The organism is Salmonella sp. SAL4457 (assembly GCF_046548235.1).
Classification (GTDB): Bacteria; Pseudomonadota; Gammaproteobacteria; order Enterobacterales; family Enterobacteriaceae; genus Salmonella; species Salmonella enterica.
Genome location: NZ_JBGDZO010000002.1, coordinates 400,803 through 414,977 on the forward strand (window position 1 = coordinate 400,803; position 14,175 = coordinate 414,977).

Annotated in this window: 14 protein-coding genes and 2 tRNA genes; 7 read left to right on the forward strand and 9 right to left on the reverse strand. The window is 52.7% G+C overall.

Annotation, left to right across the window (positions count from 1 at the left end):
- Nucleotides 1-88: 88 nt before the first annotated feature.
- Nucleotides 89-1,420, reverse strand: coding sequence for an amino-acid N-acetyltransferase (argA, locus tag ACLJNW_RS09525; RefSeq protein ID WP_023204012.1), 1,332 nt, complete (start codon nucleotides 1,418-1,420; stop codon nucleotides 89-91).
- A gap of 232 nt (nucleotides 1,421-1,652) precedes the next feature.
- Between argA and amiC the strand changes: the two genes are divergently transcribed.
- Nucleotides 1,653-2,906 carry an N-acetylmuramoyl-L-alanine amidase AmiC gene (gene amiC, locus ACLJNW_RS09530; protein WP_000011919.1) on the forward strand — a complete coding sequence of 418 codons (1,254 nt, stop codon included), beginning with the start codon at nucleotides 1,653-1,655 and terminating at the stop codon, nucleotides 2,904-2,906.
- A 109-nt stretch (nucleotides 2,907-3,015) separates the two neighbouring features.
- Here the strand turns inward: amiC and ACLJNW_RS09535 are convergent.
- A tRNA-Met gene (locus tag ACLJNW_RS09535) sits at nucleotides 3,016-3,092 on the reverse strand.
- A gap of 29 nt (nucleotides 3,093-3,121) precedes the next feature.
- Nucleotides 3,122-3,198, reverse strand: a tRNA-Met gene (locus ACLJNW_RS09540).
- A 207-nt stretch (nucleotides 3,199-3,405) separates the two neighbouring features.
- Here ACLJNW_RS09540 and mltA point away from each other — a divergent pair.
- Both mltA and tcdA read left to right on the forward strand, forming a co-directional pair.
- Entirely contained in the window at nucleotides 3,406-4,503 is a 1,098-nt protein-coding gene (gene mltA, locus ACLJNW_RS09545; protein ID WP_000678621.1) for a murein transglycosylase A, read from the forward strand.
- A 109-nt stretch (nucleotides 4,504-4,612) separates the two neighbouring features.
- On the forward strand, nucleotides 4,613-5,419 hold the full coding sequence (gene tcdA / locus ACLJNW_RS09550; RefSeq protein WP_023204013.1) for a tRNA cyclic N6-threonylcarbamoyladenosine(37) synthase TcdA: 807 nt from the start codon (nucleotides 4,613-4,615) through the stop codon (nucleotides 5,417-5,419).
- Nucleotides 5,420-5,470: 51 nt separating this feature from the next.
- Here tcdA and rarD read toward each other — a convergent pair whose 3' ends face one another.
- The 3 genes from rarD to csdA form a co-directional block, all read right to left on the reverse strand.
- Nucleotides 5,471-6,358 carry an EamA family transporter RarD gene (rarD, locus tag ACLJNW_RS09555; RefSeq protein ID WP_077905375.1) on the reverse strand — a complete coding sequence of 296 codons (888 nt, stop codon included), beginning with the start codon at nucleotides 6,356-6,358 and terminating at the stop codon, nucleotides 5,471-5,473.
- Nucleotides 6,359-6,657: 299 nt separating this feature from the next.
- Complete coding sequence (gene csdE / locus ACLJNW_RS09560; RefSeq protein WP_000184199.1) at nucleotides 6,658-7,101, reverse strand: cysteine desulfurase sulfur acceptor subunit CsdE; 444 nt, start codon at nucleotides 7,099-7,101, stop codon at nucleotides 6,658-6,660.
- Entirely contained in the window at nucleotides 7,101-8,306 is a 1,206-nt protein-coding gene (gene csdA, locus ACLJNW_RS09565; RefSeq protein WP_000991056.1) for a cysteine desulfurase CsdA, read from the reverse strand. The genes csdE and csdA overlap by 1 nt, the downstream gene beginning before the upstream one ends.
- Before the next feature lie 192 nt (nucleotides 8,307-8,498).
- Here csdA and ACLJNW_RS09570 point away from each other — a divergent pair, with 192 nt between their 5' ends.
- The 4 genes from ACLJNW_RS09570 (at nucleotide 8,499) to rlmM (ending at nucleotide 11,497) form a co-directional block, all read left to right on the forward strand.
- A complete protein-coding gene (locus ACLJNW_RS09570; protein ID WP_000750393.1) occupies nucleotides 8,499-8,726 on the forward strand; it encodes a YgdI/YgdR family lipoprotein in 228 nt (75 codons plus the stop codon).
- A gap of 346 nt (nucleotides 8,727-9,072) precedes the next feature.
- A complete protein-coding gene (gene gcvA / locus ACLJNW_RS09575; protein ID WP_000044409.1) occupies nucleotides 9,073-9,990 on the forward strand; it encodes a glycine cleavage system transcriptional regulator GcvA in 918 nt (305 codons plus the stop codon).
- 18 nt (nucleotides 9,991-10,008) lie between these two features.
- Complete coding sequence (locus ACLJNW_RS09580; protein WP_000203913.1) at nucleotides 10,009-10,404, forward strand: DUF423 domain-containing protein; 396 nt, start codon at nucleotides 10,009-10,011, stop codon at nucleotides 10,402-10,404.
- Nucleotides 10,397-11,497, forward strand: a complete 1,101-nt coding sequence (gene rlmM, locus ACLJNW_RS09585; RefSeq protein WP_023204015.1) for a 23S rRNA (cytidine(2498)-2'-O)-methyltransferase RlmM — start codon at nucleotides 10,397-10,399, stop codon at nucleotides 11,495-11,497. The genes ACLJNW_RS09580 and rlmM overlap by 8 nt, the downstream gene beginning before the upstream one ends.
- Nucleotides 11,498-11,555: 58 nt before the next feature.
- On the opposite strand, the gene fucR is transcribed toward rlmM, so the two are convergent.
- From fucR to fucK, 3 genes are read right to left on the reverse strand one after another with little or no spacing between them, the layout of a single operon-like run.
- On the reverse strand, nucleotides 11,556-12,266 hold the full coding sequence (fucR, locus tag ACLJNW_RS09590; protein WP_000642330.1) for an L-fucose operon activator: 711 nt from the start codon (nucleotides 12,264-12,266) through the stop codon (nucleotides 11,556-11,558).
- Between the two features lie 57 nt (nucleotides 12,267-12,323).
- Nucleotides 12,324-12,746, reverse strand: coding sequence for an L-fucose mutarotase (gene fucU / locus ACLJNW_RS09595; RefSeq protein WP_000920848.1), 423 nt, complete (start codon nucleotides 12,744-12,746; stop codon nucleotides 12,324-12,326).
- A gap of 1 nt (nucleotide 12,747) precedes the next feature.
- Nucleotides 12,748-14,166, reverse strand: a complete 1,419-nt coding sequence (gene fucK, locus ACLJNW_RS09600) for an L-fuculokinase (protein WP_023204016.1) — start codon at nucleotides 14,164-14,166, stop codon at nucleotides 12,748-12,750.
- Nucleotides 14,167-14,175: the final 9 nt, after the last annotated feature.

Here is a 14,175-nt window from a genome sequence, read left to right on the forward strand (position 1 = left end):
GGATGGCGACGCGTAGCGTCTTATCCGGCCTCCAAATGATGCTTTCGAGCGTAGGCCTGATAAGCGTAGCGCCATCAGGCCCCCCTTGTTATCCTAAATCTGCCATCAGCACCTTTGAACGTCGCTGATAGTTATACATTTTTTTCTTGCTCTCAGGCAGTAACTCAATATCGACAGGCGTAAAACCGCGCTCCTGGAACCAGTGAATACTGCGCGTCGTCAACACAAACAATTTACGCAGCCCCATTTGCCGTGCCTGGGCGGCAACCCGCTCCAGAAGCACTTCTCCACGCGATGAGCTGCGATAATCCGGATGTACCGCTACGCAGGCCATTTCGCCTATTTTCTCTTCCACAAAAGGATACAGCGCCGCGCAGGCGATAGTCATATTATCGCGCTGAATAATGGTAAATTTATCGATCTCCATCTCCAGTTGTTCACGGGAACGGCGTACCAGAATGCCCTGCTGTTCCAGTGGGCGGATAAGCTCCAGAATACCGCCAATATCGTTGATGGTAGCGCGGCGGATCTGCTCGGCGCTCTCCATGACGATCTGCGTACCGATACCATCACGCGAGAACAATTCCTGTAATAGCGAGCCATCTTCCTGATAGCTGATCAGATGGCAACGACGAACGCCGCTACGACAGGCTTTTACCGCGCCGCGCAAAAAACGTACGGTTCCGGAGTTGTAATCGCCCTGCGCTTCCAACTCTTCCACCCGCGCCTGTGCTTCATTCGGGAAGAGTTCAGAAATGATGCCGCCCTCGCTATTGGTAACGCCCTGAGAAGAACAGAAACCGATCATTTTTTCCGCTTTCAGTTTAACGGCGAGTTGAGTGGCAATCTCTTCTGAGGTCAGATTAAAACTTTCGCCGGTCACTGAGACGGCGACCGGCCCCATCAGAACGATCGCGCCGTTATCCAACTGGCGGTTGATCGCATCTTCATCAATGCGCCGGATACGGCCGCTATGACAGTAGTCCACGCCATCATCAATGCCCAGCGGCTGCGCAATGGTGAAATTGCCACTGACGACATTAATGTGCGCGCCCTGCAACGGCGTATTGTTCAGACTCATCGACAGACGGGCGGTAATATCAAGCTGGAGTAAACCGGCGGCCTGTTTCACCAGCTCCAGTGCTTTGGCGTCCGTCACCCGCGTGTTTTTGTGGTAAATCGGTTCATGATGATGCGCGGCCAGATTGGCGTCGATTTGCGGTCGCGCGCCATACACCACGACAAGGCGAATACCGAGGCTATGCAGTAGCCCGATATCGCTAACGATGCTGGAAAAATTGTCATGCTCAATGGCTTCGCCGCCGAGCATAATGACAAAGGTTTTTCCGCGATGGGTGTTGATATAGGGAACTGAATGGCGAAACCCTTCTACCAGTTCGGTTTTACGTTCCTTTATCATTGCGCGCCCCACTATTGAATTATTATTCGAAATTAGTGTATTTTTATTCTGTTTTTGCCCTCTGTGCAAGCGTAAATTTTATGCGGTCCGATCACTTTTCTTAGTAATGCCGTGAATATAAAAAGAATGTTTACCCTTTTATAGATGACAGATTATGCGTCATTCGCTAAAGTTTCCGGTCAATTTGGATGAACTTTGTATGATCTCTATTTAGTTTTTGCTCGGGAGAAGCATGTCGGGAGCCAATTCAGCAATCAGCCGTCGCCGTTTACTACAAGGCGCGGGCGCCATGTGGCTATTAAGCGTGAGCCAGGTCGGGCTGGCTGCCGTAAGCCAGGTCGTTGCGGTGCGTATCTGGCCTGCGTCCAGCTATACCCGCGTCACGGTAGAGTCGAATCGTCTGCTGAAATATAAACAATTTGCCTTAAGTAACCCGGACCGCGTGGTAGTAGATATTGAGGATGTGAATCTGAACTCGGTGCTTAAAGGCATTGGCGCGCAGATTCGCAGCGACGATCCGTATATCAAATCCGCAAGGGTAGGGCAGTTTGATCCTAAGACTGTGCGTATGGTCTTTGAGCTAAAACAAAACGTGAAGCCGCAGCTATTTGCGCTGGCGCCTGTGGCAGGCTTTAAAGAACGTCTGGTGATGGATCTTTATCCTGCCAATGCGCAGGATATGCAGGATCCGCTGCTGGCGCTGCTGGAAGACTACAATAAAGGCGATCTGGATAAACAGGTGCCGCCTTCGCAAAGCGGGCCGCAGCCCGGTAAAGCGGGGCGCGATCGTCCCATTGTCATTATGCTTGATCCGGGACACGGCGGCGAAGACCCCGGCGCGATAGGCAAATACAAAACACGTGAAAAAGACGTGGTGCTCCAGATAGCCCGCCGCCTGCGCGCGTTGATCGAAAAAGAAGGCAACATGAAGGTCTATATGACGCGCAATGAAGACATCTTCATTCCGTTAAAAGTCCGGGTGGCGAAAGCGCAGAAACAGCGCGCCGACCTGTTTGTCTCTATTCATGCGGATGCCTTCACCAGCCGGCAGCCTAGCGGTTCATCCGTATTCGCGCTATCGACCAAAGGCGCCACCAGTACTGCGGCGAAATATCTGGCGCAAACGCAGAACGCCTCGGACTTAATTGGCGGCGTGAGCAAAAGCGGTGACCGTTATGTCGACCATACGATGTTCGATATGGTGCAATCGCTGACCATTGCCGATAGTTTGAAATTCGGTAAAGCGGTGTTGAAGCAGCTTGGTAAAATTAATGACCTGCATAAAAACAAGGTCGAGCAGGCGGGGTTTGCGGTGTTAAAGGCGCCCGATATTCCGTCTATTCTGGTCGAGACGGCGTTTATCAGTAACATTGAAGAAGAACGCAAGCTCAAGACCGCGACGTTCCAGCAACAGGTCGCAGAGTCGATTCTGGCGGGCATTAAAGCGTATTTTGCCGATGGGGCGACGCTGGCGAGAAGAAGTTAACCTGAGATGACGGCGAGTTTATTGCGCGGGTAAGTAGGATGCTGCCCGCACTGTCGTTGCGGACCAGACGACAGATACAAAAAAACACCCGTAAGGGTGTTCATTAAGTTGGTTGCGGGGGCCGGATTTGAACCGACGACCTTCGGGTTATGAGCCCGACGAGCTACCAGGCTGCTCCACCCCGCGTCCGTCTAAACTTGCATTCTCATTGTAATTGGTTGCGGGGGCCGGATTTGAACCGACGACCTTCGGGTTATGAGCCCGACGAGCTACCAGGCTGCTCCACCCCGCGTCCGTGGATGCGCACTATACTCCGCTGAGCTTTTGTTGCAACCCTTTTTTCATATAAATCGCTAATTTCTCATGAATTGCGCAAATACACCGCAGATAGCGCGATTTTTAAACGAATTTACATAATGAGATCGCGATCGCATTTCATTACTTCGGACGGTTTGTTATCTTCACCGGGCACTTTCGATTACGCAGAAGACGAGACACCATGAAAGGACGTTGGGCAAAATATGTGGCGACAGGCGTAATGCTGGCAATGCTGGCTGCCTGTTCATCAAAACCGACCGATCGCGGTCAGCAATATAAGGACGGGAAATTTACCCAGCCCTTCTCCCTGGTAAACCAGCCGGACGCAGTGGGTGCGCCGATTAATGCTGGTGACTTTGCCGAGCAGGTCGACCAGATCCGTTCCGCGTCGCCGCGTTTATACACCAATCAAAGCAACGTCTATAACGCTGTCCAGAACTGGTTACGTTCCGGAGGCGATACGCGCACTATGCGCCAGTTTGGTATCGATGCCTGGCAGATGGAAGGCACCGACAACTACGGTAACGTCCAGTTCACGGGCTACTATACGCCCGTCGTTCAGGCTCGCCATACGCGCCAGGGCGCGTTCCAGTACCCTATCTATAGTATGCCGCCAAAACGCGGGCGCTTACCGTCCCGCGCCCAGATCTACGCAGGCGCGCTGAGCGATAAGTACATCCTGGCCTGGAGTAATTCGCTGATGGATAACTTTATTATGGATGTCCAGGGCAGCGGTTATATTGATTTCGGTGATGGTAGTCCGCTGAACTTCTTTAGTTATGCCGGTAAAAATGGCTGGCCTTATCGCAGTATTGGTAAAGTGCTTATCGATCGCGGTGAAGTGAAAAAAGAAGATATGTCGATGCAGGCTATACGCGAATGGGGAGAGAAGCACAGCGAAGCGGAAGTGCGTGAATTACTGGAGCAGAACCCGTCGTTCGTCTTCTTTAAGCCGCAATCTTTTGCGCCGGTCAAAGGTGCCAGCGCTGTACCGCTGATTGGGCGAGCATCCGTCGCCTCCGACCGCAGCATCATTCCGCCTGGCACGACCTTGTTGGCGGAAGTACCGTTGCTGGATAACAACGGTAAATTTAGCGGTCAGTATGAGCTACGTTTGATGGTCGCACTGGATGTCGGCGGAGCGATTAAAGGCCAGCACTTTGATATTTACCAGGGAATTGGCCCGGATGCCGGGCATCGTGCCGGATGGTATAATCACTATGGTCGCGTCTGGGTGTTAAAAAGCGCGCCGGGCGCCGGTAACGTGTTTAGCGGCTGATTGTGGTATTCTGCGACAACCGGATTGCCCGATAACGCGATCGCTATCGGGCCTGAAAATAGTGAGCAGGGGTGAGGAATAACCTCACCTTTTTTTATTCTGAGGTCATATGTCAGTGGTGATAAGTGATGCCTGGCGCCAACGCTTTGGCGGCACCGCGCGTCTGTACGGTGAAAAAGCGCTGCAGCGGTTTGCTGAGGCGCATATCTGCGTCGTAGGAATCGGCGGGGTGGGATCATGGGCGGCAGAGGCGCTGGCGCGTACGGGCATCGGCGCGATTACGCTGATTGATATGGACGATGTCTGCGTGACCAATACGAACCGTCAGATCCATGCGTTGCGTGATAACGTCGGGTTGGCGAAAGCGGAAGTGATGGCCGAACGGATTCGGCAAATTAACCCGGAGTGCCGGGTAACGGTTATCGATGATTTCATCACGCCGGATAATGTGGCGGGTTATATGAGCGCGGGTTTTACCTATGTCATTGACGCCATTGACAGCGTTCGTCCAAAAGCCGCGCTGATTGCGTACTGTCGCCGATATAAGGTTCCTTTAGTGACCACTGGCGGCGCGGGCGGGCAGATCGATCCGACGCAAATCCAGGTCGCTGATTTGGCGAAAACCATCCAGGATCCGCTGGCGGCAAAACTGCGTGAGAGATTGAAACATAATTTTGGCGTAGTGAAGAACAGTAAAGGTAAGCTGGGCGTGGACTGTGTTTTTTCCACCGAAGCGCTGGTTTACCCACAGGCGGACGGTTCCGTATGCGCGATGAAATCTACCGCAGAAGGGCCAAAACGGATGGATTGCGCCTCTGGCTTCGGCGCGGCGACGATGGTTACGGCAACGTTCGGTTTTGTCGCCGTTTCCCATGCGCTGAAGAAGATCATGGCTAAAGCGGCGCGACAAGAATAAAAGGACGGGGCGGAGTGTCACGCAGACGCGTATCCGGCCCTGCGCCCTTCGTTAGCGAAAGAAGCGCTGTACCCTGCCGAACACCGGTTTCAGACGGGCGCGGAGATAATGGGAATATAAATTTTCAGATATGCATAGAAACAACCCGAACCATACTGCACAAAAGCAGAGCAGTTCCGCGTAATTAATGTGCTCGCCAAATATCATAATGGCAAGTAAGAACTGTAAAGACGGCTCTATATATTGCGCCAGTCCGGTGACAATCAACGAGGTGTGATTTAACGCGATGGCAAATAATACCAGTGGAATGATCGTCACTGGCGCCGTCATGACATACAAAAAGAAAGGAGTATTAGCGGATATAAGTGGTCCGGTATCGCTAAAGAGAAAAATTAATAGTGAGACAGGCAATGCCCATAATGTTTCAATCGTTATCGATGTCATCACATCATAATGTATAAACTTTCGCGCCAGGCCATATAGCGCAAATGATAATCCCATGGTTAGCGCCAGCGCCGGGAAATGCCGTAGCATGATAATTTGAAAAGTCAGGCCGCAGACACCGGAAAAAACGGCGATGGCCTGAAACAACGACAGTTTTTCTTTAAGAAAAATGCATCCCAGCGCAATAACAAATAGCGGGTTGATAAAATAGCCGAGGCTGGCATCAAGTACCAGATGATGGGTTAGCGCATAAATAAAAGATGACCATGAGACAATCATCAAAAGTCCGGCGATCATGCAGAAGAAAAAAGATTTTTTATCTTTCCAGGCATCATGAAATCGCGTTCGCTGCCGAAATAACAATCTTACTGCCAGTAATAATGGAATTGACCAGAACACCCGGTATATCAATATTTGTGCGAGATTTCCCCCTGATAAATATTGATAATATAAAGGTGTTAACCCCCATAATATAAATGCCAGTACCACAAACATGGTACCGCTACGCAGATATTTTTCCACTTATCCATATCCTGTTATAACTTCACCCGATACGTATGAATTTTCCAGTTCACCTGCTACGCTACATCGAGTGGCTTTATTTACTCTAAAATCTTCACGCCGTTTTAACATGGATTCTAACATTGTAATTTCATTGTGATAGCTGATAAAAATCAAAAGAATGTTTATCAGGGAAATCTGACGCCGAAACTAATAAAGTGACTGGATTATTTTATCTGCATCGCCTGACCGCCGCGGACGGCACTGTCAGGCGACAGGATATTTACGCTATTTCAACGCTTATGCGTTGCGGCAACAATCGCTTCGCTCAGCGCGTTCAGCCCCTGACTGCGTGAGGCGCTAAGCTGGGCGCGTAAACCCAGCTCATCAAACAGCGCCAGCGGTGAACGAGCCTGTAATTCGGCGGCGTTTTTTCCTTCCACTGCGGTGAGCAATACCGCCAGCAGGCCGCGGACAATCCGCCCCTCACTGTCGCCGAAAAAGTGCATTGTTCCGTTATCTGATCGGGTGAAACCCAGCCAGACACGATTCTCGCAGCCGGCTATCTCCTTCGCCTGCGCTTTGCATTCATCCGGCAGAGCGGGGAGCTGTTTTCCTAACAGAATCAACTGACGATATTTATCCTCCCACTGGGTCAGCGGGAGAAAGATAGCGCGTAACGTCTCTTCCGTTACCGTTGTGCCGAACGGGTGTCCGGTATAAAGAGGGTTTGTCATTAATCCACCAGCAGTTCCAGCGCGCGGTCAACGGCGTTAACCAACGCATCCACATCATGTTGGGTATTATACGGCGCAAAAGAGGCGCGCAGAGTCCCTGTGACGCCAAGTTCCGCCAGCAATGGCTGGGCGCAATGTTGCCCGGCCCGGAGCGCAATACCGTATTCCGCCAGCAGCGTCACCATATCGCCGTGGTGCACGCCGACAAAATCAAAGGCCAGCAGGCTGGAGTCCTGGCAGCGGAACGAACGAAAGCCCGGGCGTTTCGCCAGTGCGTCTTCCGCCAGCGTCGCCAGCCCCCGGCTCCAGTTTTCGGCCTGTTCAATATCGATATCGGACAGCCATTCCAGCGCAGCGCTCAGGCCGATGACCCCGGCGACGTTCGGCGTCCCCGCTTCCAGCTTCCAGGGAGCGCTTTGAGTGGTGAAGCCTTCAAAGCTAACGTCACGGATCATCTTGCCGCCGCCGAGCCAGGGCGACATCGCCTCAAGAAGCTCCGGCTTACCGTACAGCACGCCGATACCGGTCGGGCCATACAGTTTGTGAGCGGAAAAAGCATAAAAATCGATATCAAGCTGCTGAACATCCGCCGGGAAGTGTACCGCGCCTTGCGCGCCATCTACCATCACGACCATTCCCGCTGCGTGAGCGGTGCTGATAGCGCTTGCGAGATCCGGACAGCCGCCCGTTACGTTCGACATTTGCCCCAGCGCCAGAATGCGGCTGCGCGACGTGATCAGTTCCGGCAGACGCTCAACATCAGGAAGACGTCGGTCATTAAGCGGCAGTTTTATGACCTGCGCGCCGGTTTGTTGCGCCACCATCAGCCAGGGCACAAGGTTGGCGTGATGCTCGGCGACGCTAACGATAATTTCATCGCCGGGGCGCAGACGAGGACGGGCGTAACACTGCGCCACCATGTTGATCGCTTCGGTGGTGCCGCGTGTCCAGACGATACTTTTTTCATCGGGCGCGTTTAACAGTCGCGCCGCTTTTGCTCTGGCCGCTTCATATTGCGCCGTCAGGCGCTGCGCCTGCGCAAACTGGCTACGATGAACGTTACCGGCGCTCAAACAATAAAACTGGTGCGTGGCGTCAATGACTGCCTGTGGCTTTAATGCCGTGGCGGCGCTATCGAGATAAACACCCGCATCGGCTAGCGCGGGAAACTGCGCGCGAAACTGCGTGGGATTAAAAGCGTTCATGATATTCCTCGGTTCAGTTTACCGATCGTGGCGTAAAAGCGCGGCTGATACAAGGTTTGTCCTAACCATCGGAATCGTCTGTATATCCTGGCGAATTATGTAAAGGAGGTTATGCTGAATAATGTTAGGCGAATGTTTAAGCCTGTTACGGAGTCCGCTTTAAATAGCACAAACAGCTTTAAGGAGAAGAAGATGAAAAAGACTGCCGCAATTATCTCTGCATGTATGCTGACTTTTGCCCTGAGCGCCTGTTCCGGTCCTAATTACGTTATGCACACCAATGATGGACGTAGCATTGTGACCGACGGTAAACCCCAGACCGATAACGATACCGGTATGATTTCGTATAAAGACGCTAATGGCAACAAACAGCAGATCAATCGTACTGACGTGAAAGAGATGGTGGCTCTGGAAAACTAACCGTTTGTTATACAAAAAAAAGCACCGCAATATGGCGGTGCTACATTAATCACTATGGACAGACAGGGTAAATGTACAGGAAGTGAAAAAGGGTAGTCTCGCTACCGTGGTCTGAATCGCAGACCAATTGCAAACACAACAACACAACATCACAACCGTAAGCCAAAAGCCCATCAGAACACGCATTCCGATAAAACTTTTCGTTCCGGCTCAGGAAGTGCCGCCACTATAGGTATTTGCTGGTAGAACCTCAACGGACAATTTATAATGTCTCAGATTAAAAAAACTAATAGGTTACATGTTGTTACCTATTTGTTAAATTCATTCGACATTAAGTCCAGAGGCCATGTCAAAACGATTACCTCCTTTAAATGCGTTACGCGTTTTTGATGCTGCCGCGCGCCATTTGAGCTTTACGCGAGCAGCGGAAGAACTTTTTGTGACGCAGGCCGCAGTAAGCCACCAAATTAAGTCACTTGAGGATTTTTTGGGGCTAAAACTGTTCCGCCGCCGCAATCGTTCGCTGCTGCTGACGGAAGAAGGCCAAAGCTATTTTCTCGACATTAAAGAGATATTTTCCCAGCTCACGGAAGCAACGCGTAAGCTCCAGGCGCGCAGTGCCAAAGGGGCGCTGACGGTGAGTTTACCGCCCAGTTTTGCCATCCAGTGGCTGGTGCCCAGGCTCTCCAGCTTTAACTCAGCTTATCCGGGAATTGACGTTCGGATACAAGCCGTTGACCGTCAGGAAGATAAACTGGCAGACGATGTCGATGTCGCGATTTTTTATGGCCGGGGAAACTGGCCGGGCTTGCGCGTCGAAAAATTATACGCAGAATATTTACTGCCCGTCTGTTCTCCTTTATTACTCACAGGCGAAAAACCGTTAAAAACGCCGGAAGATCTGGCGAAACACACGCTATTGCACGATGCCTCCCGGCGTGACTGGCAGGCCTATACTCGTCAGTTAGGGCTCAACCATATTAACGTTCAGCAAGGGCCGATATTTAGCCACAGCGCGATGGTGCTACAGGCCGCTATTCACGGACAGGGGATCGCGCTGGCGAATAATGTTATGGCGCAGTCGGAAATTGAAGCCGGGCGACTGGTGTGTCCATTTAACGATGTTCTGGTGAGTAAGAATGCTTTTTATCTGGTTTGTCATGACAGCCAGGCAGAACTGGGTAAAATAGCCGCCTTCCGTCAGTGGATTTTGGCGAAGGCGGCGACGGAGCAAGAAAAATTCCGTTTTCGTTACGAACAATAATTAACTTAGGGTATGACCATGACCAGCCGTTTTATGCTGATTGTCGCCGCTATCAGCGGTTTTATTTACGTTGCTCTGGGCGCGTTCGGGGCGCATGTTTTGAGTAAAACCCTGGGCGTGGTTGAAATGGGCTGGATTCAGACCGGCCTGCAATATCAGGCGTTCCATACGCTGGCGATCTTTGGCCTGGCGGTGGCGATGCAGCGCCGTATCAGCATCTGGTTTTACTGGAGCAGCGTTTTTCTGGCGCTGGGCACGGTGCTGTTTAGCGGCAGCCTGTACTGCCTTGCGCTTTCGCATCTGCGCCTGTGGGCGTATATCACGCCTGTCGGCGGCGTCAGTTTCCTGGTGGGCTGGGCGCTATTGCTGATTGGCGCCATTCGTATGAAACGTAAGGGCGCGAGCCATGAATAAAGTTGTATTGCTCTGCCGTCCGGGGTTTGAAAAAGAGTGCGCTGCAGAAATTACCGATAAAGCGGGAAAACGGGAAATATTTGGTTTTGCACGCGTAAAAGAGAACGCAGGCTATGTCATTTATGAATGCTACCAGCCGGAAGATGGCGAAAAGCTGATTTCAGAACTGCCGTTCAGTTCGTTGATTTTCGCCCGCCAGTGGTTTGTGGTGGGTGAACTGCTGCAACATTTACCGCCGGAAGACAGAATCACGCCGATTGTCGGCATGTTGCAGGGCGTAGTGGAAAAGGGCGGCGAGCTGCGAGTTGAAGTCGCCGACACCAATGAAAGTAAAGAACTGATGAAGTTCTGCCGCAAATTTACGGTGCCGCTGCGCGCCGCTTTGCGTGATGCGGGCGTATTGACGAATTATGAAACGTCGAAGCGTCCGGTCGTTCATGTCTTTTTTATCGCGCCAGGATGCTGCTATACCGGTTATTCGTTCGCGCATAACAATTCACCGTTTTATATGGGCATCCCGCGTTTGAAGTTTCCGTCTGATGCGCCGAGCCGCTCAACGCTGAAACTGGAAGAGGCGCTCCACGTTTTCATCCCGGAAGATGAGTGGGATGAACGTCTGGCGAACGGCATGTATGCGGTGGATTTGGGCGCCTGTCCCGGCGGATGGACGTACCAGTTAGTGAAGCGCAATATGTGGGTCTACTCCGTAGATAACGGCCCGATGGCGCAAAGCCTGATGGACACCGGACAGGTGACCTGGTTGCGTGAGGATGGCTTCAGGTACCGTCCGAACCGGAATAATATTTCATGGATGGTCTGCGATATGGTGGAGAAGCCGGCCAAAGTCACCGCGTTAATGGCGCAGTGGCTGGTGAACGGCTGGTGTCGGGAGACGATTTTTAACCTTAAACTGCCGATGAAAAAACGCTATGAAGAGGTGTCGCATAACCTGGCGTATCTTCAGGCGCAGTTGGATGAGCACGGCGTTAATGCGCAGATCCAGGCGCGTCAGCTTTATCACGATCGCGAAGAAGTGACGGTACACGTGCGTCGGTTGTGGGCGGCTGTTGGCGGACGTCGCGACGAGCGATAAAAACGCGTTGCCGTCGTCCGGCGCGTCATCAGCGCCGGATGACGCACGCTTATCCGGTCTACGATTGCGGCGCATCTGAAACAATATGCGTCACGTCATCCAGATGGCCGATGCGCGCCTCTCCTGAACGATTAAATTTACTTTTATCAATCAATAATAAAGACTGCGAGGCGCGCCTGAGCAGGATAGATTTAAAATCGGCGTTGATCGCATTGGAGTCCCACAGATCGCCGCCGCCGTCGATCCCCTCACAGGAAAAGATGAACAGATCGATATCAAGCGATTTTAGCTGTGAGATAAGCGACGGATTAACATAACAGCCATATTTACGTTCAAGCTGGCCGCCGGAACTTATCAGCGCAATGCGTTCGCGTTTTCCCAGCTCCTGACAGATAGGATGGCTATTGGTAAAAACCTGAATGGGAATATCCGGCAACTGGCGGGCCAGATACCAGCAGGTTGAACTGGCATCCAGCGCAATCGTCATTCCTTCTTCTATCCACGCTAACGCTTCACGGGCAATATCGGCTTTGTGCGCATAATGGCTTTTCAGGCGGATATGGAATGGATCGCCGCTGTCCTGATTTTCACGATGAATATATTTAGCTCGTCCGTGATTACGCAGCACTTTTCCCTGCGTCTGTAGTTCACTGAGATCGCGGCGGATGGTCTCTTTACTGACGTTAAGCCGGGTGGCCAGCGCTTCGGTGGTCAGACTTTTATGATTGATCAGCAGATCGACTATCGCTTGTTGGCGTGCCGCTTTCATTTTTCTCACCCCATCATTCGATGAACGCCCGCGTCATGCGGGCGCACCGGCAAGAGATTACGGCGTTACCCCTTTTTTTAAAAGAATATTTCCGTACTTCGCGCACTCACCTGTGATAACGATCGCAAACGCTTTTTGCGCCCGCTCATAAAACGCATAACGGTCGATACGAACGATATCCGGGCACGGCGCTTCTAATGACAAAGCATCGCGATAGCGCGCTTCAACGCTGGGGTCGAGCGTGTCGCCTTCCACGGCGGCCATCATTACCAGCGGCGGGGCGTAGCTATCCAGCTCAAAGAGCGGAATAATTGCCCGCAGTAGATCGCTGACGCTAAGACCATCGGCGCGAATCACCTGTGGGCCCAGGCTATGCGCGGGAAAGTGAGCGTCGGAAAAAATGATTTCGTCCCCGTGGCCCATCTCGGCCAGCACTTTGAGCAGTGTCGGGGAAATTAACGGTGAAATGGTTTTTAGCATTTCATACTCCCTCAATAATTTCGGGTTCGGTTTGCGGCCAGAAATAGCGATACTGATAATTGACCTGCGCGCGCGCCTGCTCCGGGCTACTAAATTCGCCTACGCCGTACCAGCCAAACATGGCAGCGCCGGCCACGGTGGTTTCCGCGTCGTCCAGCACCTTGATAGGGATAGCAAGCTGATTCGCTTTAATTTGATTCCATAAAGCGTTGCGACTGCCGCCGCCAACCAGTAACAGTTCTGTGGCGTTAAAATGACCGATTTTCTCCAGCGTGCGCAGATTACGCTGAAGTTGCGCCGTCAGGCCTTCCAGCGCGGCGCGATAGAAATGGCCGCGGGTGGTATTGAGCGTCACGCCCTGCCAGCCTGCATTTTGGCAGGCGAGCAGATCGCACTGCATCCGTACGCCTTCCGCGCCAGCGGGAATAGCGCGCGCTTCGTCGATCAGCGTTTGCCATGGCGTTTCCGGCGTCCACAGCAGTTTTCGTACCCATTCGAGTACGCCGGAGGCCAGCCACTGCATTCCGGGGTTATAAAGCCCCGACTGACTGTCCAGTTCACAGGTCGAGCCCGGATACTGACTGAGCAGCGAGGTATCCACCTGACCGCTGCGCACCATCAGAATCTCCCAGGTTCCGGAGGAGAGCACTGGTTCACCTTGCTGCGCGCCAGCGCCGAATAACGCGAACTGAGTATCGTGTCCGGCAGAGATCACCGGCACACCCGCCGGGAGACCGAGTAGCCTGGCCGCGTCTGTCTGTAGCGTGCCTATCGGGGCGCCCGCTTCCACGATACGCGGGAACAGGCGGCGCGCCAGGCCCGTCGCCTGCAGGATTTCCGGACTAAAGTCGCGCTGATGGATATCCAGTAGTTGGCTGGTGCCTGCCATAGTGATATCGGTCGTAAACTCACCGGTCAGACGGTGGTTAATCAGCGACGAGATAAACAGCCAGCAGTGAGCTTGTTCCAGCAGGCGCGGATGATTCTCTTTAAGCCAGACCAGTTTATACAGCGTGTTAAAGCTGAACGCGCCGACGCCGGAGAGCGTCTGCAATTGCCGGGGCGAGATAAAGCGCTCAATCGTTTCCATCACGGCAGCGGTTCGCGGGCATTTCCAACTGATGACCGGGTAGAGCAGCTTACCCTGCGCATCGACCAGCGCGCCATCGACGCCGAAAGTAGTCACCGTAATACCGCGAACAACACACTCCGACAGGGCGCTGGAGAGTGACCTGCAGCAGTCGGCGAAACGTTGCAGGATGGCGTCCAGCGACCACTGATGCCAGGCGCTATTTTCTGCGGCAATGTCGCTGGCGTTAGCGGTTGAGGCGCGGGCGACAATTTTCCCCTGGCGATCAACGGCGATCGCCCGAACGTTAGTCGCACCGCAGTCGAGAACCAGGATAACGTCTTGTTTCATAGATAACTC

Excerpts from the sequence above, each read along its gene's own strand:
- csdE (WP_000184199.1), bottom strand. The coding sequence starts at position 7,101 with ATGACAAACCCTCTTTATACCGGACACCCGTTCGGCACAACGGTAACG.
- mltA (WP_000678621.1), top strand. The coding sequence starts at position 3,406 with ATGAAAGGACGTTGGGCAAAATATGTGGCGACAGGCGTAATGCTGGCA.
- tcdA (WP_023204013.1), top strand. The coding sequence starts at position 4,613 with ATGTCAGTGGTGATAAGTGATGCCTGGCGCCAACGCTTTGGCGGCACC.
- amiC (WP_000011919.1), top strand. The coding sequence starts at position 1,653 with ATGTCGGGAGCCAATTCAGCAATCAGCCGTCGCCGTTTACTACAAGGC.
- fucU (WP_000920848.1), bottom strand. The coding sequence starts at position 12,746 with ATGCTAAAAACCATTTCACCGTTAATTTCCCCGACACTGCTCAAAGTG.
- ACLJNW_RS09570 (WP_000750393.1), top strand. The coding sequence starts at position 8,499 with ATGAAAAAGACTGCCGCAATTATCTCTGCATGTATGCTGACTTTTGCC.
- ACLJNW_RS09580 (WP_000203913.1), top strand. The coding sequence starts at position 10,009 with ATGACCAGCCGTTTTATGCTGATTGTCGCCGCTATCAGCGGTTTTATT.
- fucR (WP_000642330.1), bottom strand. The coding sequence starts at position 12,266 with ATGAAAGCGGCACGCCAACAAGCGATAGTCGATCTGCTGATCAATCAT.
- csdA (WP_000991056.1), bottom strand. The coding sequence starts at position 8,306 with ATGAACGCTTTTAATCCCACGCAGTTTCGCGCGCAGTTTCCCGCGCTA.
- rlmM (WP_023204015.1), top strand. The coding sequence starts at position 10,397 with ATGAATAAAGTTGTATTGCTCTGCCGTCCGGGGTTTGAAAAAGAGTGC.
- gcvA (WP_000044409.1), top strand. The coding sequence starts at position 9,073 with ATGTCAAAACGATTACCTCCTTTAAATGCGTTACGCGTTTTTGATGCT.
- argA (WP_023204012.1), bottom strand. The coding sequence starts at position 1,420 with ATGATAAAGGAACGTAAAACCGAACTGGTAGAAGGGTTTCGCCATTCA.
- fucK (WP_023204016.1), bottom strand. The coding sequence starts at position 14,166 with ATGAAACAAGACGTTATCCTGGTTCTCGACTGCGGTGCGACTAACGTT.
- rarD (WP_077905375.1), bottom strand. The coding sequence starts at position 6,358 with ATGTTTGTGGTACTGGCATTTATATTATGGGGGTTAACACCTTTATAT.